Origin of the sequence: Achromobacter sp. RTa, assembly GCF_000757485.1 — a bacterium.
GTDB lineage: Bacteria > Pseudomonadota > Gammaproteobacteria > Burkholderiales > Burkholderiaceae_B > Achromobacter.
Genome location: NZ_JPYO01000035.1, coordinates 19,794 through 41,160, shown reverse-complemented (window position 1 = coordinate 41,160; position 21,367 = coordinate 19,794). Strand labels below are relative to the sequence as shown.

General features: G+C 65.4%; 20 protein-coding genes. 9 read left to right on the top strand and 11 right to left on the bottom strand.

Annotation, left to right across the window (positions count from 1 at the left end; all coding sequences use genetic code 11):
• Positions 1–25: 25 nt before the first annotated feature.
• From JL37_RS12880 to JL37_RS12865, 4 genes are all read right to left on the bottom strand, one after another.
• On the bottom strand, positions 26–934 hold the full coding sequence (locus JL37_RS12880; protein ID WP_043544528.1) for a fatty acid desaturase: 909 nt from the start codon (positions 932–934) through the stop codon (positions 26–28).
• Positions 918–1,694, bottom strand: coding sequence for a sterol desaturase family protein (locus JL37_RS12875; RefSeq protein ID WP_043544527.1), 777 nt, complete (start codon positions 1,692–1,694; stop codon positions 918–920). Before JL37_RS12875 ends, JL37_RS12880 begins: the two co-directional genes overlap by 17 nt.
• 124 nt (positions 1,695–1,818) lie before the next feature.
• A complete protein-coding gene (gene dapA, locus JL37_RS12870; protein WP_043544526.1) occupies positions 1,819–2,712 on the bottom strand; it encodes a 4-hydroxy-tetrahydrodipicolinate synthase in 894 nt (297 codons plus the stop codon).
• A 397-nt stretch (positions 2,713–3,109) separates the two neighbouring features.
• On the bottom strand, positions 3,110–3,595 hold the full coding sequence (locus JL37_RS12865; RefSeq protein WP_043544525.1) for a GAF domain-containing protein: 486 nt from the start codon (positions 3,593–3,595) through the stop codon (positions 3,110–3,112).
• Between the two features lie 179 nt (positions 3,596–3,774).
• On the opposite strand from JL37_RS12865, the gene JL37_RS12860 reads away from it, so the two are divergent.
• The 5 genes from JL37_RS12860 (at position 3,775) to JL37_RS12840 (ending at position 8,785) form a co-directional block, all read left to right on the top strand.
• Positions 3,775–4,974, top strand: coding sequence for a PLP-dependent aminotransferase family protein (locus tag JL37_RS12860; RefSeq protein WP_043544604.1), 1,200 nt, complete (start codon positions 3,775–3,777; stop codon positions 4,972–4,974).
• Between the two features lie 337 nt (positions 4,975–5,311).
• Entirely contained in the window at positions 5,312–6,238 is a 927-nt protein-coding gene (gene ubiA, locus JL37_RS12855) for a 4-hydroxybenzoate octaprenyltransferase (protein WP_043544524.1), read from the top strand.
• A gap of 102 nt (positions 6,239–6,340) precedes the next feature.
• Positions 6,341–6,745: a DUF1090 domain-containing protein gene (locus JL37_RS12850; RefSeq protein WP_043544523.1), complete on the top strand. Its 405-nt coding sequence runs from the start codon at positions 6,341–6,343 to the stop codon at positions 6,743–6,745.
• Between the two features lie 316 nt (positions 6,746–7,061).
• Entirely contained in the window at positions 7,062–7,454 is a 393-nt protein-coding gene (locus JL37_RS12845) for a DUF4148 domain-containing protein (RefSeq protein ID WP_081955057.1), read from the top strand.
• A 206-nt stretch (positions 7,455–7,660) separates the two neighbouring features.
• Positions 7,661–8,785 (top strand): saccharopine dehydrogenase family protein, encoded by a 1,125-nt coding sequence (locus JL37_RS12840; RefSeq protein WP_043544521.1) that lies wholly within the window; start codon positions 7,661–7,663, stop codon positions 8,783–8,785.
• A 19-nt stretch (positions 8,786–8,804) separates the two neighbouring features.
• On the opposite strand, the gene glcC is transcribed toward JL37_RS12840, so the two are convergent.
• Complete coding sequence (glcC, locus tag JL37_RS12835) at positions 8,805–9,569, bottom strand: transcriptional regulator GlcC (RefSeq protein ID WP_043544520.1); 765 nt, start codon at positions 9,567–9,569, stop codon at positions 8,805–8,807.
• Between the two features lie 238 nt (positions 9,570–9,807).
• Between glcC and JL37_RS12830 the strand changes: the two genes are divergently transcribed.
• From JL37_RS12830 to JL37_RS12820, 3 genes are all read left to right on the top strand, one after another.
• A complete protein-coding gene (locus tag JL37_RS12830) occupies positions 9,808–11,982 on the top strand; it encodes a malate synthase G (RefSeq protein WP_043544519.1) in 2,175 nt (724 codons plus the stop codon).
• 105 nt (positions 11,983–12,087) lie between these two features.
• Positions 12,088–12,705, top strand: a complete 618-nt coding sequence (locus JL37_RS12825; protein ID WP_043544518.1) for a TetR/AcrR family transcriptional regulator — start codon at positions 12,088–12,090, stop codon at positions 12,703–12,705.
• Between the two features lie 257 nt (positions 12,706–12,962).
• Positions 12,963–13,823: a cysteine hydrolase gene (locus tag JL37_RS12820; RefSeq protein WP_043544603.1), complete on the top strand. Its 861-nt coding sequence runs from the start codon at positions 12,963–12,965 to the stop codon at positions 13,821–13,823.
• Between the two features lie 87 nt (positions 13,824–13,910).
• Here JL37_RS12820 and JL37_RS12815 read toward each other — a convergent pair whose 3' ends face one another.
• The 6 genes from JL37_RS12815 to JL37_RS12790 form a co-directional block, all read right to left on the bottom strand.
• On the bottom strand, positions 13,911–14,498 hold the full coding sequence (locus JL37_RS12815; RefSeq protein ID WP_043544517.1) for a TetR/AcrR family transcriptional regulator: 588 nt from the start codon (positions 14,496–14,498) through the stop codon (positions 13,911–13,913).
• Positions 14,499–14,626: 128 nt separating this feature from the next.
• On the bottom strand, positions 14,627–14,932 hold the full coding sequence (locus JL37_RS12810) for a DUF4148 domain-containing protein (protein WP_043544516.1): 306 nt from the start codon (positions 14,930–14,932) through the stop codon (positions 14,627–14,629).
• A 79-nt stretch (positions 14,933–15,011) separates the two neighbouring features.
• On the bottom strand, positions 15,012–15,317 hold the full coding sequence (locus JL37_RS12805) for a DUF4148 domain-containing protein (protein ID WP_043544515.1): 306 nt from the start codon (positions 15,315–15,317) through the stop codon (positions 15,012–15,014).
• A 201-nt stretch (positions 15,318–15,518) separates the two neighbouring features.
• Positions 15,519–17,024, bottom strand: coding sequence for an EAL domain-containing protein (locus tag JL37_RS12800; RefSeq protein WP_052097151.1), 1,506 nt, complete (start codon positions 17,022–17,024; stop codon positions 15,519–15,521).
• Between the two features lie 70 nt (positions 17,025–17,094).
• On the bottom strand, positions 17,095–17,421 hold the full coding sequence (locus tag JL37_RS30490) for a hypothetical protein (RefSeq protein WP_043544514.1): 327 nt from the start codon (positions 17,419–17,421) through the stop codon (positions 17,095–17,097).
• Between the two features lie 35 nt (positions 17,422–17,456).
• On the bottom strand, positions 17,457–18,374 hold the full coding sequence (locus JL37_RS12790; protein ID WP_043544513.1) for a LysR family transcriptional regulator: 918 nt from the start codon (positions 18,372–18,374) through the stop codon (positions 17,457–17,459).
• 575 nt (positions 18,375–18,949) lie between these two features.
• Here JL37_RS12790 and JL37_RS12785 point away from each other — a divergent pair.
• Positions 18,950–21,367: ESPR-type extended signal peptide-containing protein (locus tag JL37_RS12785; RefSeq protein WP_255352905.1), on the top strand; the 2,418-nt coding region annotated here is incomplete at its 3' end.

Genomic DNA, 21,367 nt, shown 5'->3' with positions numbered 1-21,367 from the left:
TCTGGTTGGTGTATGGATTGCGGCGCTAGCGGATGTGCTCGGGCGCCATGCAGGGACGGCTGCGAAAACGCGGCAGGAATGTCCCCAGCACGAAAACGCGGAACATATAAGGCGCCAGCCCGCGCTCGTTCAAAGCCGGATTCACGCGGTCGCGGTAACGCTCGCGATGCAGGCGGGTCAGTTCGGCCCAATGCGCGCGCGAATGCTCATGGTGCGCGGTGTGCAGGCCGATGTTGAACAGCAGCGGATTGACCAGCCCTTCGAAATTGCGCGCGTAGTTCAGGCCGGCAGCCGCCCGGGGGCCGCCGTCGGCGTGCGCGTGCTGCAGGTAGTTCGTGGCCAGCAGCCAATGCAATCCGTGCAGCTGCGGGATGATGACGAACACCAGCGCCTTCGCGGGATTCACGGCCAGCAGGCCTCCCCACAGGCCCAGCCAGGCGCCGTATTGCGCCATGCAATAGCGCCATGCGCCCGGCCAATGGCGGCGCAGGCGGCCCAGCCAGGCGAAGAACAGGGGGTACAGCACCCAGACGGCCTGCGCCGGATGGATCAGATAGCCCCACAGATGGTTCGTGTCGCCCCCGAAACGGTAGGTGCGCGCCACGTCTTGCGCGCCATGGCGATAGCGGTGGTGGTTCGCCACGTGCGCCGGATAAAAGACGAAGGTGGGATGCCCTTGCATCAGGGTGATCCAGAAATCGGTGGCGCGATTGGCCCAGCGGCCGCGCCACATCCGGATGTGCGTGTGGTTGTGGTGGATGACGCCTACGCCCAAGGTCAGGAACAGCATCAGCCCGTACAGGGGCCACCAGAACCCATGCACCCATTGCCAGGCCGCCAGCGCGGGCAAGGCGGCCAGGTAGGCAAGGCTTTGCCAGTCGCGCCGGTTGCGCAGCGCCGGCCGCCAGCGCGGCGCCTCAGGCGCGCCCGCCATGCGACTCTCGCTGTCGGAAAGCATCCAGCTGGGGCGCCGCCGCCTCGGCCTTGAGCCGGGTGCGGAACAGGCGGTCCATGAAGGTGAACTGGAAGCCGTAGTTGCCGTTGTAGCAAGCATGGTGCAGATGATGGCGACGGCTGGCGGCGAACCAGTGCGCGTAGGAAACGCGGGGAAAGAAATCGTAGTTGGCGTGCCCGATGCAATTGAAGAACAGGCTGAACAGCGGCACGGACGCCAGCGACCAGAAGCTGAAGTCGTGCAGCACCATGGGCAGCAGGATCACGTTGCCCAGCATCAGGGCTTCGATGGGGTGGAAGCTGTACGTGGAGAACGGCGTGGTCACGACGGACCGGTGGTGCGGCAGATGGAAACGGCGCAGCGGCTTTGTATGCAGAAGCCGGTGGTTGATCCAGAAATGCACGTCGTTCCAGGCCACCAGCACCAGGACCTCGACCAGGATCTGCCGCCAGCCGGCATCCGGATCCAGGCGCGCCCACCCCAGCTGCAGCAGTCCCCACGGGAAGATCATGCCGGTGCCGAACAGCAGGATGGACAGGCCGGATTGGGCGAATTCGCGCCGCAGCTGGCCGGGCGCGAGCGGGCGGGGATCCAGCGTGCGCCCGATGCCCAGCGCGGGCAGGAGATAGTGCGTCAACAACCAGGTGGCCGCGCCGAAAACCAGGTAGATGCCACCAAAGAACAGCAGGCCCGCCAGCATGACCTGCCAGGCGGACAAGGCTTCAAAAGCTTGGGCCATGAACGTTTTGTTTCACCCGAGGAATGGCCGCATCATAAGCAATCCGTCAGCTTCCGGGTGAGTCATTCATTACAAAATGAATCAGAACACCACAAAGCTGGCGGGCTGCTCACGAGCGCCCCGGCTACCGGCAGGGATAGAGACGGTTCAGGCCGCTCACCGCCGCGTCCATGCGGGCGGCCAGCGCCTCGCTGGCCCGTGGCATCGGTTGCCGCAGCTCCGCGCTCAGCAGGCCCTGGCGCCCAAGCTGCGCCTTCACGGGGCCGGGATTGGGTTCGGCGAACGTCAGCTGGATCACCGGAACCAGCGCATGGAAGAGCTGCCGGGCCTGGTCCAGCTGCTGCGCCCGCAACGCCCGGTACATGGCCACGAACAGGTCGGGGCGGATATGCGCCGCCGCCGCAATCATGCCGGCGCCGCCCATGCTCATTACGGACAGCGATTGCAGGTCCTCGCCGGCCAGGACGTTCATATTGCCGTCGGCGATCAGCGCGACCGTCTTCTCCAGGGAGCCGCCGCAGTCCTTGATCGCGGCGATGTTCGGATGCGCCGCCAGCGCGAGCAGGGTCGAGGTCTCCAGCGTCGCGCCCGTGCGATATGGAATGTCGTAGAGCACCAGGGGAAAGCGCGAGGCATCGGCCAGGCAGCGGAAATAGGCGGCGGCGCCTTCCTGTCCGGGGCGCACGTAGTACGGCGCGGGCGCCAGAATGCCGGCCAGCGGACGCGTGCCGAAGGCCGCCAGGCGTTGCAGCACGTGTCCCTGGTGGTTGCCGGCCAGGCCCATGATGACGGGCAGCGAGCCCGCTTCCGTCAGCACGGCGTCAAGCACGGCCAGTTGTTCGGCATCGTCCAGGGACGCGGCCTCGCCCGTGCTGCCGCACACGACCAGCCCGTCCACGCCGGCCGCCGCGTAATGGCGCACCAGGCGGCGCAAGGCCCCGCCGTCGACGGCGCCGCCGGAAAACGGCGTGACGAGAGGCACCCAGACGCCCTGGATCGGAGATTGGTGAGATTGCATGAGAACACTCCTTCGGTGTAAGCGGACCGTGGTTGGACCGTACAGAAGTGCTCGGGATATCAGAGGGATGCGCGGACGGCGCCAAGCGCCGCCAGGAGGCCGCTGTTCCGTCGCCCATCTGACGGAACAGCATGCTCCGGTCAGATGAGCGGCTGTTTTTTGGATTTCAGGCCAGCGCAAGCCAGCACCACGCCCAGGGCGCGGAACAGGAAAGCGGATTGGTTGGCCTGACGGATCATGGATTGGGAACTGCGGTTGGCGCAAGAAGCGGAAATCTACCGGGAGCGCGGAGCGGTGTCAACGGAGGGTACTGGATGCGGGGTGTCAGACACCCGGGGAGATAGGCTTCAGCACGCGCGGCCGTCTCGTACGGGTGTCAGACATCCCAACCAGCCGCTCACTCCAGGCTGGCCAAAAACACCGCGCACAACGCTTCCATGCCCTTGCGGTCGTCTTCGTCGAAACGGCCCGGCAGCGGGCTGTCCACGTCCCAGACGCCGATCAGCGCGCCGTTCAGCACCAGGGGCACGACGATCTCCGAACGCGAGGCCGCGTCGCAGGCGATATGGCCGGGAAAGGCGTGCACGTCCGGCACCAGCTGCGTCTGGCGCTGGCTGGCTGCCGCCCCGCACACGCCGCGGTTCAGCGGAATCCGCACGCAGGCCGGCTTGCCCTGGAACGGGCCCAGCACCAGTTCTGCGCCGTCGAAGAAATAGAAACCGGCCCAGTTCAGGCCGGGCAAGGCCTGGTAGGCCAGCGCGCTCAGGTTGGCGGCATTGGCGATGCGGTCGCGCTCGCCTTCCAGCAGGGCGCGGGCCTGGGCGGCCAGCTCGGCATAGAGGGCGGGCTTGGAATCTGCGGTGATCGGGGCGGCTTCGAACATGGCGGAAATGTAACTGTACAGGCGATTATCGGCACAGGTGATTTTAGGGGTTCCGCACATTATGGGGGCCGGGCCGCTGCCGTGTGGGACAATACTTTTCGCCAATTTTTTCAACCGGGCCTCCCGAAGGGAAAAAAACGCCCGAATCTTCCTACCTCTTCTTGATCAAGAAGCACTCCATGGACAAGCCTCTCGAACCTGCGTTTTCCTTCTCGGAACGCGCCCAGCAACTCACCAGCTCCGCCATCCGCGAGATCCTCAAGGTAACCGAGCGTCCCGAAGTCATTTCGTTCGCCGGCGGCCTGCCGGCGCCCGGCGGCTTCCCGGTAGAAGTGGTGCGAGAGGCATTCGACAAGGTATTGGCCACCAACGGCCGCGCCGCTCTGCAATACGGGCCGACCGAGGGCTATGCGCCGCTGCGCCAATGGGTCGCCGACGACCTGAACAGCGCGGGCGCGAACGTCACCGCCGACCAGATCCTGATCGTGTCGGGCTCGCAGCAGGCGCTCGACCTGCTGGGCAAGGTGCTGATCGACAAGGACAGCAAGGTGCTCGTCGAGGACCCCAGCTACCTGGGCGCCCTGCAGTCGTTCAGCCTGTACCAGCCGAAGTTCACGCCCGTGCCCACCGATGAAGGCGGCCTGATCCCGGAAGCCATCACTCCCGAACTGGCCGACGGCGCCCGCTTCCTGTATGCCCTGCCCAACTTCCAGAACCCCACCGGCCGCACGCTCAACCTGGAGCGCCGCGTGGCGCTGGTCAAGCGCGCCGCGGAACTGGACCTGACCATCGTCGAAGACGATCCCTACGGCGAACTGCGCTACGCGGGCGAGCCGCAACCGGGCCTGATCGCGCTGGCCGCCGAGCATGGCGCCAACGTCGTCCGCCTGGGCACGTTCTCGAAGGTGCTGGCCCCCGGCCTGCGCCTGGGCTATATCGCCGCCGCGCGTCCGCTGATCAACAAGCTGGTCCAGGCCAAGCAGGCCACCGACCTGCACACGCCCACGCTGACCCAGATGGCCGTGTACGAGATCGTCAAGGGCGGCTTCCTGAAAGAGCACCTGCCGAACGTGCGCGAAATCTACCGCGCGCAGGGCAGCTGCATGCTGGACGCCATCACCCGCGAATTCCCGTCGACCGTCACCTGGACCAAGCCGGAAGGCGGCATGTTCATCTGGCTGACGCTGCCCGAGCACATCGACAGCACCAAGCTGCTGGAAAAGGCCATCGCGCAGAACGTGGCGTTCGTGCCGGGCGCGCCGTTCTACTGCGGCGCCGGCAAGGCCAACACGCTGCGCCTGAGCTTCGCCACCGTGCCGGAAGACAAGATCCGCACGGGCATCGCCATCCTCGGCAAGTTGCTAAAAGAGGAGGGTTAAGCCCCCCCCGAAGCGCCTGCGGCGCCTCCCCCCAGGGGGCGCTGGCTACGGACCGGCGGAGCCGGATCCGTGCAGCCCCGCTTGGCGGCATTGCCGCAAATGACGCGGGTGCCTCGTGCAGCAAGTGTCTGATACCTGTATGGGAGATGCTACGGCTTGCGCCAGTGCCCCTCGGGTGTCAGACACCCGGAAGCATCGTGGCAAACCGTAGATCATCGCGTACGGGTGTCAGACACGGGCAAAGCCCGGGCACTGCGGCATACGGAGCGGCTGGGCGCAATGCCCGGCCGTTGTTGTTTTATGCTGTGGGTTTTCCCACCTCCGTTTCGCCGTGACAGTGAGCGCCCCCCAACAATCTCCCGTCGACCTCAGCGACATCGTCTTCACCGACTGGGTCGAACGCTGGCTGCCGAAATCGTGGCGGCCCTATGCCCGGCTTTGCCGCCTGGACCGTCCCATCGGCACCTGGCTGACCCTGCTGCCGGCGATCGCCGCGCTGGTCCAGGCCGCCGGCGGCCTGCCGGACCTGCAGCGGCTGATCGTGTTTTCGCTGGGCGCGCTGCTCATGCGCGGCATCGGCTGCACCGTGAACGACATGTGCGACCGCAAATTCGACAAGCACGTCGAACGCACGCGGTTCCGCCCCTTGACCAGCGGCCAGCTCACGATGAAGCACGCCGTGTGGTTCCTGCTCGGGCAATTGCTGGTCTGCGGCTCGCTGCTGTTCTTCCTGAACGAGATGAGCCGCTGGCTGGCGGTGGCGGTGCTGCCGTTCGTCTTCATCTATCCGCTGTGCAAGCGCGTCACATACTGGCCGCAGGTCGTGCTGGGCATCTGCTTCAACTGGGGCATGCTGATGGCCTGGTCGGACACCCAGAACCATGTGCCGCTGGCCGCCATCGCGATGTGGGCGGGCGCCGTGCTGTGGCAGGTCGGTTACGACAGCATCTATGCCTACGTGGACGTGCGGGACGACCGCAGCCTGGGCCTGCATTCCACCGCCATGCGCTTCGGCGACCAGGGCAAGCTCTGGATCGGGGGCTTCTACCTGGGCACCGTCGTGCTGTGGGCCTGGGGCGGCTACGCCATCGGCTTGTCGTGGGCCTACCAGGTCGGCATGGTGGCCGTGGCGGTGCATCTGGCATGGCAGCTGAAGGTTTTCGACATCCAGCGCCCGGACCGCAACTTCATGCTGTTCCGCGCCAACCTCTGGCTGGGCGCCCTGCTGGTCGCCGCCGCGCTGGCCGGCACGCTGATCCGCTGACGCCGCACGAGGGCGGCGCCAACGCCCGTTGACGCCGCGCATTGCCTGCGGCGCCGACAGGGGCCATGATGGAGCCTCCGCAACGCATTACGGAGACCACGCATGCCCTCATTGCTCAAGTCCCTGGTCCTCGCGGCCGCCGCCGGCGCCGCGTTCGGCGCGATCCCGGCGCAGGCCGCCAGCGACTGCTCGGCCCAGCGCGGCTGCGCCGCCAAGTTCTGCCACATCGAGAACGACATCGCCGCCGCCCAGGCGCAGAACAATACCCGCCGTGAAGCCGGCTTGCGCAAAGCCCTGAAGGAAGCGAAGGCCAGTTGCACCGACAGCCGCCTGCAGTCCCAACGGGAAGCCGACGTGCGCGAAAAGCAGAGCAAAGTCGCGGAACGGGAAAGCGAGCTGAAAGAAGCACGCGCCAAGGGCAAGCAGGACAAGATCGACAAGGCCCAGCGCAAGCTGGACGAAGCCAAAGCGGAATACGACGCCGCGCTGGCCGAACTGAACCGCTGACCCTTCTTCCCCTTGCCGGGGCCCCGGGCGTCGTTCCGGGCCCGTGCTTTCCTCTCTCCCATCTTCCTCGTCTGGCAGCCGCCCTTCCGCGCGGCTCTCGCCCATGGCGTCATCAAATGGAAATATCACCACCCATGGCACCATTTGGTGAATCCAAAAGCGATTAGCCCAGATTTTGGAAAGATGTTTTCAAGTAATAAGGGTTTATCCCAGGGTGTTTTGAGCACAGAATGCATCTCATCGGGACACAGCAAGCGAACCCCTGGCAATCACGCCAGCCGTTCGGCTCCCAAGCTCAAGACATCGGAGGTCTGCCATGAAAACCCTTGCTACCGCTTTGATGCTGTCCATGTCCGTTCTGGCCGCCGGCGCCCAAGCCGCCGAAGCCGACCAAGGCCCCACGCGCGCCCAGGTCCAGGCCGAGCTGCAACAAGCCAAGGTTTCCGGCCAATACACGTTCGGCGAAGAAGGCTACCCCGCCCCCATCGCCCAGACGTCGAGCCTGACTTCGCAACAAGTCCAGGCCGAACTGGCCCAGGCCAAGAACGCCGGCGAAGTGACTTTCGGCAACCTGGACTACCCGCCCGTCGCCGCCGCCGAACAAACCGCGTCGCTGACCCGCGCCCAGGTCCAGACCCAGCTGGCGCAAGCCAAGTCGGAAGGCCTGGTCACCTTCGGCAACCTGGACTACCCGCCCCTGGGCAGCTGATCCCCTCCCCCATGGCCCCCAAGGCCATGACCAGCGCCCCAGCCCTCCGGCGCAAGCCGGAGGGCTTTCTTTTTGACGATTCGACATCAAATTAAGTCGAATCAACGTGATATACAGCCGATACGACGTTTTAATATCTACACATCGACAGCACCCAAGCATAGGATGAGGCCACTTCCCCCTCTTCCTCCGCAGGAGCGTGCGCCATGTCCATCGCATCCCCCCGTCCCATTCTTCTTCTGGGCGCCGGAAAAATCGGTTTTGCCATCGCCTTGATGCTGGAACGCAGCGGCGACTACTCGGTGCTGGTTGCCGACCAGGATCCTGTCCGGCTGCGCGCCGTGGCCGAACTCGGCTGCGAAACCCGGCAGATTTCGGACGATGATTCGCTGGCGCGCTGCATTGAAGGCCGCTATGCCGTCGTCAACGCGCTGCCCTTCCACCGCGCCATCGCGGTTGCCGGACTTTGCGCCAAGGCCGGCGTGCACTACTTCGACCTGACCGAAGACGTGGCCAGCACGCATGCCATCCAGTCGCTGGCGGAAGATGCGCGCAGCGTCCTGATGCCGCAATGCGGCTTGGCTCCCGGCTTCATCGGCATCGTCGGCAACGCGCTGGCCCGACGCTTCGATACGCTGCTGGACCTGCGCATGCGCGTCGGCGCCCTGCCGCGCTATCCCTCCAACAGCCTGCGCTACAACCTGACCTGGAGCACGGAAGGGCTCATCAACGAATACTGCAATCCGTGCGAGGCCATCGTCGATGGACAGCTCACGAGCGTGCCCGCCCTGGAGGGCTACGAAACCTTCGCGCTGGACGGCGTGGAATACGAGGCCTTCAACACCTCGGGCGGACTGGGCACGCTGCCCGCCACGCTGGTCGGCCGCGCGCGCAATGTCGATTACAAGTCCGTGCGCTACCCCGGCCACTGCGGCATCATGAAGCTGCTGCTCAATGATCTGCGCCTGCGCGACCGCCGCGACCTGCTGAAGGAAATCTTCGAGGCCGCCATCCCCACCACCGAACAGGATGTGATCGTGATCCAGGCTTCGGCATCGGGCCGCCGCAATGGGCGGCTGGAGGAAGAGTCTTATCCGGTCCGCATTTTCGGCGCGGACGTCGACGGCCATCGCCTGAGCGCGATCCAGCTTTCCACCGCGGCGGGCATATGCGCCGCCCTCGACCTGGTCGCTCAGGGGGTCCTGCCGCAGCGGGGATTCGTGGGCCAGGAAGCCATCGACCTCGAAGCCTTCGTGCACAACCGCTACGGCCGGGTCTACGCGGGCAAGCCGCTGGCTCTCGCCGGCAAGGCCATGGCCGCCGACCGCTGAGCCTTGCTATCCGACGCGCCTACGTCCAGCCCTCCAGGCGCAACGTGGCGCGCACCAGGCGCTGCTCTTCCTGCTCGATGTCGGACAGGCTCTGGCGCACACTGTCCACGTGGTCCGCAGCCGCCTTGCGCGCCTGTTCGGGCTGGCGCCCCGTGACCGCGTTGAACAGCCGCGCATGCTGCCGGTCGATCTGCCGCTTCTCGGGTTCGCGGTGATATAGATTGTTCACGCAGGCGAATACCGACCCCAGCAGCAGGTCCGTCAGCGATTGCAGCGTATGCACCAGCACCGGATTGTGCGAGGCCTCGCAGATGGCCAGATGGAAGGCATGATCCAGGTGCGCATGTGTCGTCGTGTCGGTCGCCGCGCCCTGCGCCGCAACCATTTCGTCATAGCGGCGGCGGATCATGATGAAATCCGCCTCGGTGCCGCGTATGGCCGCCAGCCGCGCCGATTCGGCCTCCAGCAGGGATCGCACTTCCAGCAGGTCGTACAGGGTGCGCGGCTGCGAATTGAACAGATGCATCAGCGGCCCGGCATCCACCTTGGAGATCTGCGCCACGAATGAACCCTTGCCCTGCGAGGTGTGGATGATCTCGCGGGCGCGCAGCAGCTTCAGCCCTTCGCGCAGCGCCGTGCGCGACACGCCCAGTTTTTCGGTAAGGCGCCGCTCCGACGGCAGCGCCTGGCCGGCCTTCAGCACGCCATCCAGGATCAGGCGTTCGATGCGCTCGGCGACCTCGTCCGCCACCTGACGGGGTTTTTCTTCTGTTTCCGCGTACATTCGCCCTCCGGACCAGTGGTATGACCAAGCTCGTCGCTGACAAAAGCCAGCAAACCACGCCTCGGTAAGTTACTGATATAAAAACATAAAAATACAGGCTTTGCCCAGCGCCAGGAGAATAAACTGGTATGACCAGCGGGTTTTGATATGGACATTGCGGCAGCCCCGAACGATGATGTCACGACAGATCCGCCCGGCGCGCGGCGCCGGCCAGCTTCACTTACCGCTAGAGAACCGCATGACTCAACGCATCCAGCACCACGGCCTGCAAGTGGCGGCCAATCTCAATCAATTCATCGAACAGGAAGCGCTGCCCGGCACCGGCCTGGATGCCGACGGTTTCTGGCAAGGGTTCGCGGCCCTGGTGGATGACCTGGCCCCCAAGAATCGCGCGCTGCTGGCCGAGCGCGACCGCCTGCAGGCCGAGCTCGACGCCTGGCATCGCGCCAATCCCGGCACCATCGCGGATCCGGCCGCCTATCGTAAATTCCTCGAAGGCATCGGTTACCTGCTGCCGCAGCCTGCGGCCGTGCGCGCCACCACCGACAACGTCGATACCGAGATCTCGCAACAGGCAGGCCCGCAGCTGGTCGTGCCCATGTCCAACCCGCGCTACGCGCTGAACGCCGCCAACGCGCGCTGGGGCAGCCTGTACGACGCTCTCTACGGCACCGACGCCATCCCCGCCACGCCCGGCGACACCGGCGGCGGCTACAACCCACAACGCGGCGCCGCCGTCATCGCCCGCGCCCGCGCCTTCCTGGACGAGGCCGCCCCGCTGGCCCAGGGCTCGCATGCCGACGCTCGCGGCTACTCGGTCGAGAACGGCGAGCTGCGCATCGCGCTGGCCAATGGCTCGACCGGCCTGAAGTCCGCCGCCCAATTCGCCGGCTACCAGGGTTCCGCGTCCGCGCCGTCGGCCATCCTGCTCAAGAACAACGGCCTGCATTTCGAAATCCAGGTCGACCGCGCCCACACCATCGGCTCCACCGACGCGGCGGGCGTGAAAGATGTGCTGGTCGAGGCCGCGCTGACCACCATCATGGACTGCGAAGACTCCGTCGCCGCCGTGGACGCCGCCGACAAGGTCCAGATCTACCGCAACTGGCTCGGCCTGATGAAGGGCGACCTGACCGAGGAAGTCACCAAGGGCGGCAAGACTTTCACCCGCAAGCTGAACGCGGACCGCCAGTACTCGCGCCCGGACGGCTCGGCGCTGACCCTGCACGGCCGTTCGCTCATGTTCGTGCGCAACGTGGGCCACCTGATGACCAACCCGGCCATCCTGGACCGCAACGGGCAGGAGATCCCCGAGGGCATCCTGGACGCCGTGGTCACCAGCCTGGCCGCGCTGCCGGACCGCGAGCGCAAGCTGAATTCGCGCACCGGTTCCGTCTACATCGTGAAGCCCAAGATGCACGGCCCGGCCGAGGCCGCCTTCGCCAGCGAGCTCTTCGACCGCGTGGAAGACTTGCTCAAGCTGCCGCGCAACACCCTGAAAATGGGCATCATGGACGAAGAGCGCCGCACCAGCATCAACCTCAAGGCCTGCATCGAAGCCGCCGCCTCCCGCGTGGCCTTCATCAACACGGGCTTCCTTGACCGCACCGGCGACGAAATGCATTCCAGCATGAAAGCCGGCCCCATGCTGCGCAAGGGCGACATGAAATCCACCGCGTGGATCACCGCCTACGAACGCAACAACGTGCTGGTCGGGCTGGACACGGGCCTGCGCGGCCGCGCCCAGATCGGCAAGGGCATGTGGGCCATGCCCGACATGATGGCCGCCATGCTGGAACAGAAGGTCGCGCATCCCAAGGCCGGCGCCAACACCGCCTGGGTGCCCTCGCCCACGGCCGCCACGCTGCATGCCCTGCACTACCACCAGGTAGACGTGCAGGCCGTCCAGCAGGAACTGGAACGCACCAAGCTGGACAGCGTGCGCGACGATCTGCTGAATGGCCTGCTCACGGTGCCGGTCGGCGATCCGTCCAAATGGTCGGCCGCCGACATCCAGCAGGAGCTGGACAACAACGTCCAGGGCATCCTGGGTTACGTGGTCCGCTGGATCGACCAGGGCGTGGGCTGCTCGAAGGTGCCCGACATCCATAACGTCGGCCTGATGGAAGACCGCGCCACGCTGCGCATCTCCAGCCAGCACATCGCCAACTGGCTGCGCCACGGCGTGACCAACCGTGAACAGGTCATGGAAACGTTCAAGCGCATGGCCAAGGTGGTCGACGGCCAGAACGCCGGCGACACGCTCTACCGTCCGATGGCCGGCCACTTCGACACCTCGCTGGCGTTCAAGGCGGCGTGCGCGCTGGTGTTCGAAGGGCTGACCCAGCCCAACGGCTACACCGAACCGCTGCTGCACAAGTATCGCCTCGAATTCAAGGCCGCCCAGGCCTGACGGCCTGGCCTCGCGGCAACAGGGCCGGACAGCGATGCTGTCCGGCCTTTCTTTTGCGGTGGAAAAAAACCGGCAGGTTTCGCACGATCGTGCTAAATTTGCGCCATGACTGCCAAAACCGAAAAAAGCGAGCTGACGTTCGCGGCCATCGTGGACGCGGCGCTGGACATGGCCGCCGCGCAAGGCATGGAGAGCCTCTCGCTCGGCCAGGTCGCCAGGCGCCTGGGCATCAGCAAAAGCGGCGTGTTCTCGCGCGTCGGCTCGCTGGAAGCCTTGCAGCAGGCGGTGCTGGACGAGTACGACCGCCGCTTCGTGGCGGCCGTGTTCACCCCGGCCATGGCCTTCCCCCGCGGCCTGCCGCGGCTGAACGCCCTGGTCTCGCTATGGATCGACCGCGCCAGCAACGTCGAAACGCTTACCGGGTGCATCTACGTGGCCGGCGCCTTCGAATATGACGATGTAGAGTCGCCGCTGCGCTCGGTGCTGGAAGGCAACCTCAGGCGGTGGCGCGCCGCCATGGTGCGCACCGTGAACCAGGCGCTGGAAGCCGGGCACCTGAGACCCGACACGGACCCCGAACAACTGGTGTTCGAGGTCTACAGCCTGATGGTCGGCCTGATGCACGACGCCCGCTTCCTGCGCGATCCGAAGGCCCACGACCGCGTGCGGGCGGCCTATGAACGCCTGATTTCCACCTACCGCAGCTTCAAGTACATCGAGTAGCGCCCGCCGGCCCGCCACGCGGGCATGGCACGGGCGCATAACCATCATCCAATTTCGCACGATCGTGCGAAATTATCGGGAGCCTGACCATGTGGATCCTTATTGCAATCATCGCCATCTCGGCCGGGGCAAGAGTCTGGCTGCAATGGCGTGCCCTGCTGCGCCAATTGCCGGACCGCGCCGAGCATCTGGTACTTTTCTAGATCGCCATGGCCGTCCCGTTCTATATTTCCAGTTCGCCTTCCCCGAACGTTGTCATGCCGCGCTCCAATCATCTGTTGATCATCGACCCGCAGAATGACTTCTGCGACCTGCCGCAGGGCTACCTGCCGATGGACCCGCTCACGGGCAAGCCCCACGCGCCCGCGCTGCCGGTGGAGGGCGCGCATGACGATATGCAGCGCCTGGCGCGCTTCATCGACGCCACGGCCTCCGCGTTGACCTCCATCACGGTCACGCTGGATTCGCATCATCGGCTGGACATCGCGCATCCGACTTTCTGGAGCACGGGCGACGGCCAGGCGGTGGCGCCGTTCACGCCGATCACCGCGGCGCAGGTGCGCGCGGGAGCGTTCCGGCCCCGCCACGCGGACGACCTGCCGCGCACCCTGTCCTATCTGGACGAGCTGGAGGCGCGCGGCCGCTACACGCTGATGGTCTGGCCCGTGCATTGCGAAATCGGCACCTGGGGCCACAACGTCCACGCGGACGTGCGCGCCGCCTACAGCCGCTGGGAAGACGAGCGCCAGCTCATCGTGCGCAAAGTGCCCAAGGGCACGAATCCCTGGACGGAGCACTACAGCGCGCTGATGGCCGAAGTGCCCGATGCCGACGATCCCCGCAGCCAGCTCAATCGCGGCCTGCTGGATTCACTGGACCGCTCCGAGCTTATCCTCATCGCAGGCGAAGCCGGCAGCCATTGCGTCAAGGCCACCGTCGAACACCTGGCCGAGTACCTGCCTGGCCGTGATCTTTCGCGGCTGGTGCTGCTGACGGACTGCATGAGTCCCGTCGCCGGCTTCGCGGACGCGCAGGCGCTGTTCCAGCAGCGCATGCGGGATCTCGGCGTGCAGCAACGGACCAGCGTCGACATGGCCCGCGCCCTGCTCGCGGCCTGATCGCAACCGGCGGGATGGCGGGCGCAAATGCAACGGCCGCCTGCGTTGCGCATGGCGGCCGTGGGCGTGGGCAAGGATCGGAAGCGGTCAGCCGCCCTTGCCCTCGCATTGCACATACAGGGCGCCAATGGCCTCGCACAAGGCGGCGGGCTGCTGGAACAGGCGCGACACCAGGATACAGCCCTGCACGGTGGCGAACACCGCGCGGCCGGCTGCTTCGGGCGTGCCGGAAAATTTCATCGTGCCCTGGGCCGCGCCTTCGGCCAGCACCCGGGCCAGCCAGGCTTCATGCGCCCGGAAAAAACCCTGCAGCGCGCCGCGCACCCTTTCGGGCAGGGAATTGACCTCGGCGGCCAGCATGCCGCCCAGGCAGAGTTCGCCCGATCCGCAAGCGCGCGATTCCATCAGCCTCAGGTATTCGTCGAGCTGCGCCTGCGCGGGCTGGGCGGTATCGATGCCGCGCACGGCGCCCAGTGCCCGCGCGCTATAGGCTTCGACAGCCTCGTAGAGCAAGTCGTCCTTGCCCGGAAAGTAATAGTGGATGCTGGACGTCTTCACGCCCACGTGCTCGGCCAGGTCGCGGTAGCTGAAGCCGTTGCATCCGCGCGTACGGATCAGCTTCTCGGCATGGGCCAGAAGCAGTTCGCGGGTGGTGTTGGGAGTAGGAGTGTCCATGGCTGAATATTACCTACTAATAGGTCGGTCCGTCATTGGTTTCGGCGGTCTGGCAGCCGCGACAACGCCCGCGCGGACCCCGGCCGGGAAAGTCCCGCCCCCGGGGCCCGCATGCGTCGGCATCATGCTCAGCCTTGCACGGGCGGGTAGTCCAGTTCACCGCTATCGGTCAGGCCGTGCGCACGGGCGGCGGCCAGTTCTTGCTGCACCTGGCCGCGGGTCTTGTCCGCGGCGGCGGCAAAAGTCGTGGCGGCGTAGCCTTCTTCGCCGAATGCCAGTTCACCGTTGGCGCGAGCCGCTGCCAGCTCCTGCTGCACCTGGGCGCGGGTGACCGAGCTTTCCGTGTTCAGGGGAGGCGGGTAGTCCAGCTCGCCGGCTTGGGCGGCGCCGATGAAGGAAGCGGACAGGATCAAGGCGGATACGAGGGTTTTCATGGTCAATCTCCAAAAGGGTACGGCATCAGGATCGGGTTTGATTGCTATCTATGTGTAGATAGATTTGTCGGGAAAAGAATCAGCCTTCCACGGGCGGATAGGCCAGCTCGGCGCTTTCGGTCAGGCCTTGGGCACGGGCGGCTGCCAGCTCTTGCTGCACCTGGGCACGGGTCTTGTCGGCGGCGGCCGCGAAGGTCGTGGCGGCGTAGCCTTCTTCGCCGAACGCCAGTTCACCGTTGGCGCGGGCCGCTGCCAGTTCCTGTTGCACCTGGGCGCGGGTCACCGAGCTTTCCGTGTTCAGGGGAGGCGGGTAGTCCAGCTCGCCGGCTTGGGCGGCGCCGATGAAAGAAGCGGACAGGATCAGGGCGGATACGAGGGTCTTCATGGTCAATCTCCAGATTAAGGATTCGTGCAACTATTCGGATAAACTATCTACTTGTAGGTAGATAAACAGGGAAATAAAAAAAGCGGACTACTGTATTTCTGGGGTCGGCGGCAGCAGGTGCTGTGGGGTTCGCTGCGTCGATGGATGAATCTTACCTACTACTAGATAGATGAACCAAGCGGTATTTTGAAACCAAACATTTCAAACATACGGGTCTTGCCCTGGGTGGGCCCGGTAGAACGCCGCGAAATCCTCCGCCGGCATCGGCTTGGCATATAGCCACCCCTGCCCGGCATGCACTCCCAGCTGACGCAGGCATGCTTCCTGCCCGGAACGCTCCACGCCCTCGGCGACGATGGTGAGCCCCAGATCCAGGGCCAGGCGAACGATGTGCGCGGTGATCTGCGCGTCCCCCTCCGATATGTCGAGCGGGTCGACGAAGGCTTTGTCTATCTTCAACACATCCAGGGGCAGCGTACGCAGGTAGCGCAGACTGGAGTAGCCCGTGCCGAAATCATCCAGCGCGATTCGATGGCCCGCGTCCTGCGCGGCCGCCAACGTCGCGCCGGCGCGTTCCAGGTCTATGAGGCTGCGTTCGGTCACCTCCAGCCAGAACTGCGAATTCGTCAGGCCGAGCCCGGCCATGGCTCCATGCAGGTAATCGATGGCCAGGCCCGAGGCCACATCGTCGGGGCTCAGGTTGATGGCGATATGAATGGAGGGCGTCGACCGCAACAATGCCGCCATATCGCTCAAGACCTCATCGATGACCAAACGGGTCAGGGCCTGCGCCTGGCCGCTGGCTTCCGCCAAGTCTATGAAGTCCGCAGGGCCCACCAGCATGCCGTCCGGCCGGCGCCACCGCAGCAACGCCTCCGCACCGATGCAATGGCGCCGCTTCAAATCCATGATGGGCTGGTACAGGAGCTTGAATTCACGCCTGCGGATGCTCGCCGCCAGCGCCTGCGCCGGCGATAGATGTTTACGGGCGACGCAAGCCACCGGCACCAGGCACAGCCCCGCGATGAGGCAGCCCGCAGACAGATAGCGGCCACGCAATTTCCGCTCACGCAGGTCGATGCTGGCTTGCTCGCTCGCCACGGCCACCGTCCAGTACTTGTCTTGCAGAACCGTCACGAGTTGCCCGTCCACGCGACGCGTTCCCGGCAGCAACTCCGAGGACGCCGGCCATGCCAGGGCGGTGTTCAAGCCAGCCAGCGGCCTTCCATCCTTGCTGATGATAGCCAGCCGCAAATCCGCATGCACGAACGGATCGGTGTAGCGGGAGGAGCTCACGAGGATGACGATGGCCCCTTTCATGAAAGCCACTTTCCAGCCGCCTTCCGTCGGCAGGCCGGGCCTGTGATAAGCGAAGATGTCGATGCCATCGGCATTCGGCCTATCCGGCGCTTCCAGCGGCCGCGGGCGGATCTCGGCTCCCCATGAGCCGCAAATCGAATATCCGCCGCGCACCACCTTGATCTCGTCGACGAAGTCGCTGTCCAAGGCAACCTCGCGAAGCAGCGCAAGATGTCCAGGCGAGCAAAGGGCCTCGTCCTGCGTCGCAAACATGGCAAGCGTGGCCTTGACGTTCCGGTATATCAAGGCGCTTCGTTCCGCGGCAATGGCGGCCTGTCTTTCGTCGCTGCGGATTTGATCCGAAATGGCTTGGGCTGCGGCCAGGTAACCGGACGCCAGGGCGGACATGCAGAGAACGACGACCGCACAAAAGAATGCCAGGAACAGGATTCGCGCCCGGTGCCAGCGCACATGCGGGCTAAGCCGAGTATGCGCCGTGATGGCCCTCCGTGGGGTCCAGGCTGGATACGGATACTGCGTCAACGGCGAGCGCCAGCCCAAATCGCCGCCTTTCGTACAGCACGACATCCGCGGTGAGTTCGCCGCGCACCGACACGTTTTCGCCGTCGGTCAGTTTCAGCAAGGAGGTCGCGATTCTTGGCAGCATCGAATACACATGGATCATCAGCCGTTCGCCGTTGCCGGAAATGGCCTGAATGTCGGCGCTGGCGCGCAGCGTGCCATCGACGCAAATCCGCGACGCCGGAGCGCCTACGACAGTACCGATCATGGACAGGCTCAGCATATCGATTCACGCGACGGTTGATCGCTGGCAACTGATTATTCCCAACGGATCTTCAACTGCTTCAGCGCGGCCGGAACTTCGCTTTTCAAGATGTCCAGGATCGCTCGGATCCGAGGCGGCGTCGGACGCGCCGCTTGTACCAGTGCGTGCAACGGGAATGGCGGAATCCGGTACTGGGGCAGCAAGTGGATCAGCGTGCCCTGCTTGAGCGCCGCGACACATGCGGGGCTTTGCAAGACGCCGATGCCCGCTCCGGAGGCGAGCATTTCGAACATGGGACGCCAATGGCTGGTCGTCATGGCGGTGCTTATCGGAACGGTTTCGAGCTGCCCGTCCGCGCGGATCAAAGGCAGATGCTCATTGCCGAAAATGCCCTTGACGCGGATGAAGAGATGCCTGCGGATGTCCGCGGGAGTTTCCACGGAACCATGGCGGGCAAGATAGGATGGCGACGCCACCAGAGTCCGGTCCACCTGGCCCAAGGGATGGGCGATGTATCCGCCTTCACCCAACTGCCCCAACCGCAGGGAAATATCCACGCCTTCCGTGACCGGATCGACCAAGGCATCGTTGAGCACGACATCCAGGCGCAACTGCGGATGCTGCTCGCGCATTCGCAGCAGCATCCACGGCAATACGACTTCCCCGAAGCACTGGGCCGAAGCAATGCGCACGGATCCGTCCAATGTTTCCTTCTGGCTGGTAACCGCGGTGATCGCCCGGTCTGCCGCGTCCAGCAACTCCCGGCCACGAAGGTAGAAGATATGCCCTTCTTCGGTGCAACTGAGCGTGCGAGCGCTGCGCATCAGCAGCCGGGTCCCCAGGAATTTCTCCAACTTGTGGATCCGTTCGCTGACCGCAGGCTGCCCCATCTCCAACTCCCTCGCGGCGCCCGACATGCTGCCGCGCTCGACCACTCGCGTAAAGATACGCACCGTTGCCAGCAAATCCATATATGCCCCACGCTTCGTGAACAGGACGCTTCCTGGCCGAAGCGATAACGACGAACCCGACCTCCCGAGACTGGAAACACCGGACTGAAATCCTGCGGCATCACGCAGGTTGGACGCGGCTACTCGCGGGCTATTCCTATTCCTGGCAGCGGATCACGCTGGCTCTGACTGAACTAGCGGGAAGCCATGGGCTGTGTATGAGGCTTCCACTTTCGAATCGCAGACGTTCTTGCGTAGTGATCCTACTAAAGGTCCAGACGCCATTCCATGGGTTGCACCTGATAGTAAGTATCGGTTTTAACGCCTACTCGCTCCTCGTTGCGGCACGTAAGCTGGCGACCATCTCAGTCAATGGGCGTATACGAATGCAGCATGTACCCATTGGCTGAGCGGCGCGGAAGTCAAGGCCCAAGTCGTCATCCGTAGCAAGCGGTCAGGAATTTTGCGCACGTTCCTTCGGGACGGTTCTGCTTTTCTCAATCGATGTTTGCCACAGTTCCTGGCCTTGTTCCTTTCCTTCCGGCATCGACCTCCCCTGCGGATCGGTCTTCTCAACCCGTAACGAGAGTGGATTTATGAACAAGGCTCACAAGACCATCTGGAGCGAAGCTTCCGGAACCTGGATCGCGGTCAGCGAAAATACGAATGCGCGCGGCAAGCCATCGCGCAGTGCCAGGCACCTGGGCAAATCGCTTGCGGCCGCCGGCTTGTCGGTCGCCGGCCTGTTCACCTTGACGCCAGACGCACAGGCGTCGACTTACGCACCCTCCAACTGCAACAATGCGAGCGCCACCGGGCCTGACGGTATTGTTGCCGCCGCCGGCACGGCTCCGAAGGATGGCACCGGCGTATGGTCGAACGTGATCGGTTGCAACGCTAACGGCGGCAACTATCAGGGCGTGCAGATCATGGGCTATAACGCCACCGCCACAGGCTCGGGCGCGGTCGCGCTGGGATTTTCCGCAACGGGCGCCCTGCGTGGCACTGGCGTCGGCATGCAGGCCCAGGCGACGGGCGCGGGTTCGACCGCCCTGGGGCAATGGACGCGCGCCACGGCGCCCGGCAGCATAGCCATCGGCGGCGACACGTCGTCCAACACCGCTGCCGCGGGCGCGCAGGCTACTGGCGCCAATGCCTTGGCAATGGTCGGGCAGGCCCGGGCCGCCGGGGATTCCTCGGTGGCGATCGGCCAGCGGGCCGTCGCCGCCCGCAATGGCGACGTCGCCATCGGCGTAGACAGTCGCGCCGACGGCACGACGAGCAATCTTTCCGCTGTGGCGATCGGCCGGGGAAGCGCCGCGGTCGGAGAGGACGCGATCGCGCTGGGCAATTCCGCCAATGCCCAGGTGCACTATGGCGCGGCGATCGGAAACTTCGCGACCGTAACCGCGCGCAATGCAACCGCCCTCGGCAATTCCGCAAAGTCCGGCGGCATAGCCGCCACGGCGATCGGCAACTTTTCCAACGCATCGGCGGACAACGCCGTGGCCATCGGCGGCGGCGGACAGCTTGGATCCTTCGTTGGCGCGCAGGCCTCCGGCGTCGGCGCCGTCGCCATCGGTGGCAACAACGTAAGGGGCGCCGCAGCAGCGGCCGCTTCCGGCATCGCCCTGGGCGGGGAATCCAGCGTCCAGGCCGGCGCGGATTCCGGCATCGCGATCGGGCGCGGCGCGCAAGTGCTCGATGCAGCCGGCTATGGCATCGCCCAAGGCGACGGCGCCATCGCACGCAGCCAGAACGACATCGCCATCGGCAGGAACGCCTCCACCGCGGCGGACTCCGACGGCAACAATATCGCGCTCGGCAATGGCGTCGTGACCGGAAGCCAAGGCCACAACGTTGCCATCGGCTCTGGCGCCACCACGGCCAACTCGTCCTCCGCCAGCGGCGGCGCCGTAGCCATCGGCCGCGACCAGAAGGCCATCGGCGACGGCGCGGTCGCGTTGGGCGATCCCAATACCGCCAACGGCACCGGCGCGGTTGCGCTCGGCGCCCAGAACATTGCAGCCGGTGACGCTGCGGGCGACACCGCGGCCAATGGCTCGGTTGCGATCGGCAGCAACAACCGGGCCATCGGCCAGGGCTCGGTCGCGCTGGGCAATGGCTCCACCACCACGGAAGCCGGCTCGATCGCCCTGGGCGATACCGCCGCCACTTCCGCGGCTAACGCGATCGCTATCGGTTCGGGTTCATCGGCAGCGAACGCCGGAGATGTCGCGCTGGGCTCGCAATCCCGGACCGCGGCGGCCGTCGCCACGACTGCAGCCACCATCGACGGCCGCACCTATCAATTCGCCGGCACCGCTCCCGCCAGCACTCTCAGCGTGGGAGATGTCGGCGCGGAACGCACGATCACCAACGTGGCCGCCGGCCGCATCAACGCGAACAGCACAGACGCCATCAACGGCTCCCAGCTGTTCGCGGCCAACCAGGCCATCGAAGCGGTCAGCGACAGCGCAGTCAAATACGACCGAAATCCGGACGACAGCATCGATTACGGAAGCGTGACGCTGAACCCGGGCGGCGATCCCGCCCGGTTGGGCAACGTGGCCGCCGGCGATGTGTCTGCCGACAGCACCGACGCCGTCAACGGCTCGCAACTGCACGAGACCAATCAGCAGGTCGCGCAGAACACCGGCGACATCAGTCAGATCGGCGACACCATCACCAACATCGCCGGCGACACCAGCCAGGCCAACACCGACGCCAACGGCATCGGCATCCGCTACGCGCGCACCAACGAAGCCGGCCTCGCGCAAAGCGACGCCTTTGCTCAAGGCCAAGGCAGCACCGCAGTGGGCTACAACGCCACGGCGACCGCGGACAGCGCCCTGGCGCTGGGCCGCGAAGCCCAGGCCAGCCATGCCGGCAGCGTGGCGCTTGGCGCCAATGCCGTGGCAGATGGCTCCACGCTCGGCACCGCCGCCTACAACCCCAGCACCGCCGCCATTGCCGGCACCGCGCCGGTCGGTGAAGTCAGCCTCGGCTCGGCG

What these genes read in the sequence shown, in the direction of transcription:
- JL37_RS12790 (WP_043544513.1), bottom strand. Translation starts at nt 18,374, where the DNA reads ATGGATTTGCTGGCAACGGTGCGTATCTTTACGCGAGTGGTCGAGCGC.
- JL37_RS12815 (WP_043544517.1), bottom strand. Translation starts at nt 14,498, where the DNA reads ATGGACACTCCTACTCCCAACACCACCCGCGAACTGCTTCTGGCCCAT.
- JL37_RS12805 (WP_043544515.1), bottom strand. Translation starts at nt 15,317, where the DNA reads ATGAAGACCCTCGTATCCGCCCTGATCCTGTCCGCTTCTTTCATCGGC.
- dapA (WP_043544526.1), bottom strand. Translation starts at nt 2,712, where the DNA reads ATGCAATCTCACCAATCTCCGATCCAGGGCGTCTGGGTGCCTCTCGTC.
- JL37_RS12875 (WP_043544527.1), bottom strand. Translation starts at nt 1,694, where the DNA reads ATGGCCCAAGCTTTTGAAGCCTTGTCCGCCTGGCAGGTCATGCTGGCG.
- JL37_RS12880 (WP_043544528.1), bottom strand. Translation starts at nt 934, where the DNA reads ATGGCGGGCGCGCCTGAGGCGCCGCGCTGGCGGCCGGCGCTGCGCAAC.
- JL37_RS12830 (WP_043544519.1), top strand. Translation starts at nt 9,808, where the DNA reads ATGACTCAACGCATCCAGCACCACGGCCTGCAAGTGGCGGCCAATCTC.
- JL37_RS12810 (WP_043544516.1), bottom strand. Translation starts at nt 14,932, where the DNA reads ATGAAAACCCTCGTATCCGCCTTGATCCTGTCCGCTTCCTTCATCGGC.
- JL37_RS12850 (WP_043544523.1), top strand. Translation starts at nt 6,341, where the DNA reads ATGCCCTCATTGCTCAAGTCCCTGGTCCTCGCGGCCGCCGCCGGCGCC.
- JL37_RS12825 (WP_043544518.1), top strand. Translation starts at nt 12,088, where the DNA reads ATGACTGCCAAAACCGAAAAAAGCGAGCTGACGTTCGCGGCCATCGTG.
- JL37_RS30490 (WP_043544514.1), bottom strand. Translation starts at nt 17,421, where the DNA reads ATGCTGAGCCTGTCCATGATCGGTACTGTCGTAGGCGCTCCGGCGTCG.
- JL37_RS12820 (WP_043544603.1), top strand. Translation starts at nt 12,963, where the DNA reads ATGCCGCGCTCCAATCATCTGTTGATCATCGACCCGCAGAATGACTTC.
- JL37_RS12800 (WP_052097151.1), bottom strand. Translation starts at nt 17,024, where the DNA reads ATGTCCGCCCTGGCGTCCGGTTACCTGGCCGCAGCCCAAGCCATTTCG.
- JL37_RS12845 (WP_081955057.1), top strand. Translation starts at nt 7,062, where the DNA reads ATGAAAACCCTTGCTACCGCTTTGATGCTGTCCATGTCCGTTCTGGCC.
- JL37_RS12840 (WP_043544521.1), top strand. Translation starts at nt 7,661, where the DNA reads ATGTCCATCGCATCCCCCCGTCCCATTCTTCTTCTGGGCGCCGGAAAA.
- JL37_RS12860 (WP_043544604.1), top strand. Translation starts at nt 3,775, where the DNA reads ATGGACAAGCCTCTCGAACCTGCGTTTTCCTTCTCGGAACGCGCCCAG.
- JL37_RS12865 (WP_043544525.1), bottom strand. Translation starts at nt 3,595, where the DNA reads ATGTTCGAAGCCGCCCCGATCACCGCAGATTCCAAGCCCGCCCTCTAT.
- glcC (WP_043544520.1), bottom strand. Translation starts at nt 9,569, where the DNA reads ATGTACGCGGAAACAGAAGAAAAACCCCGTCAGGTGGCGGACGAGGTC.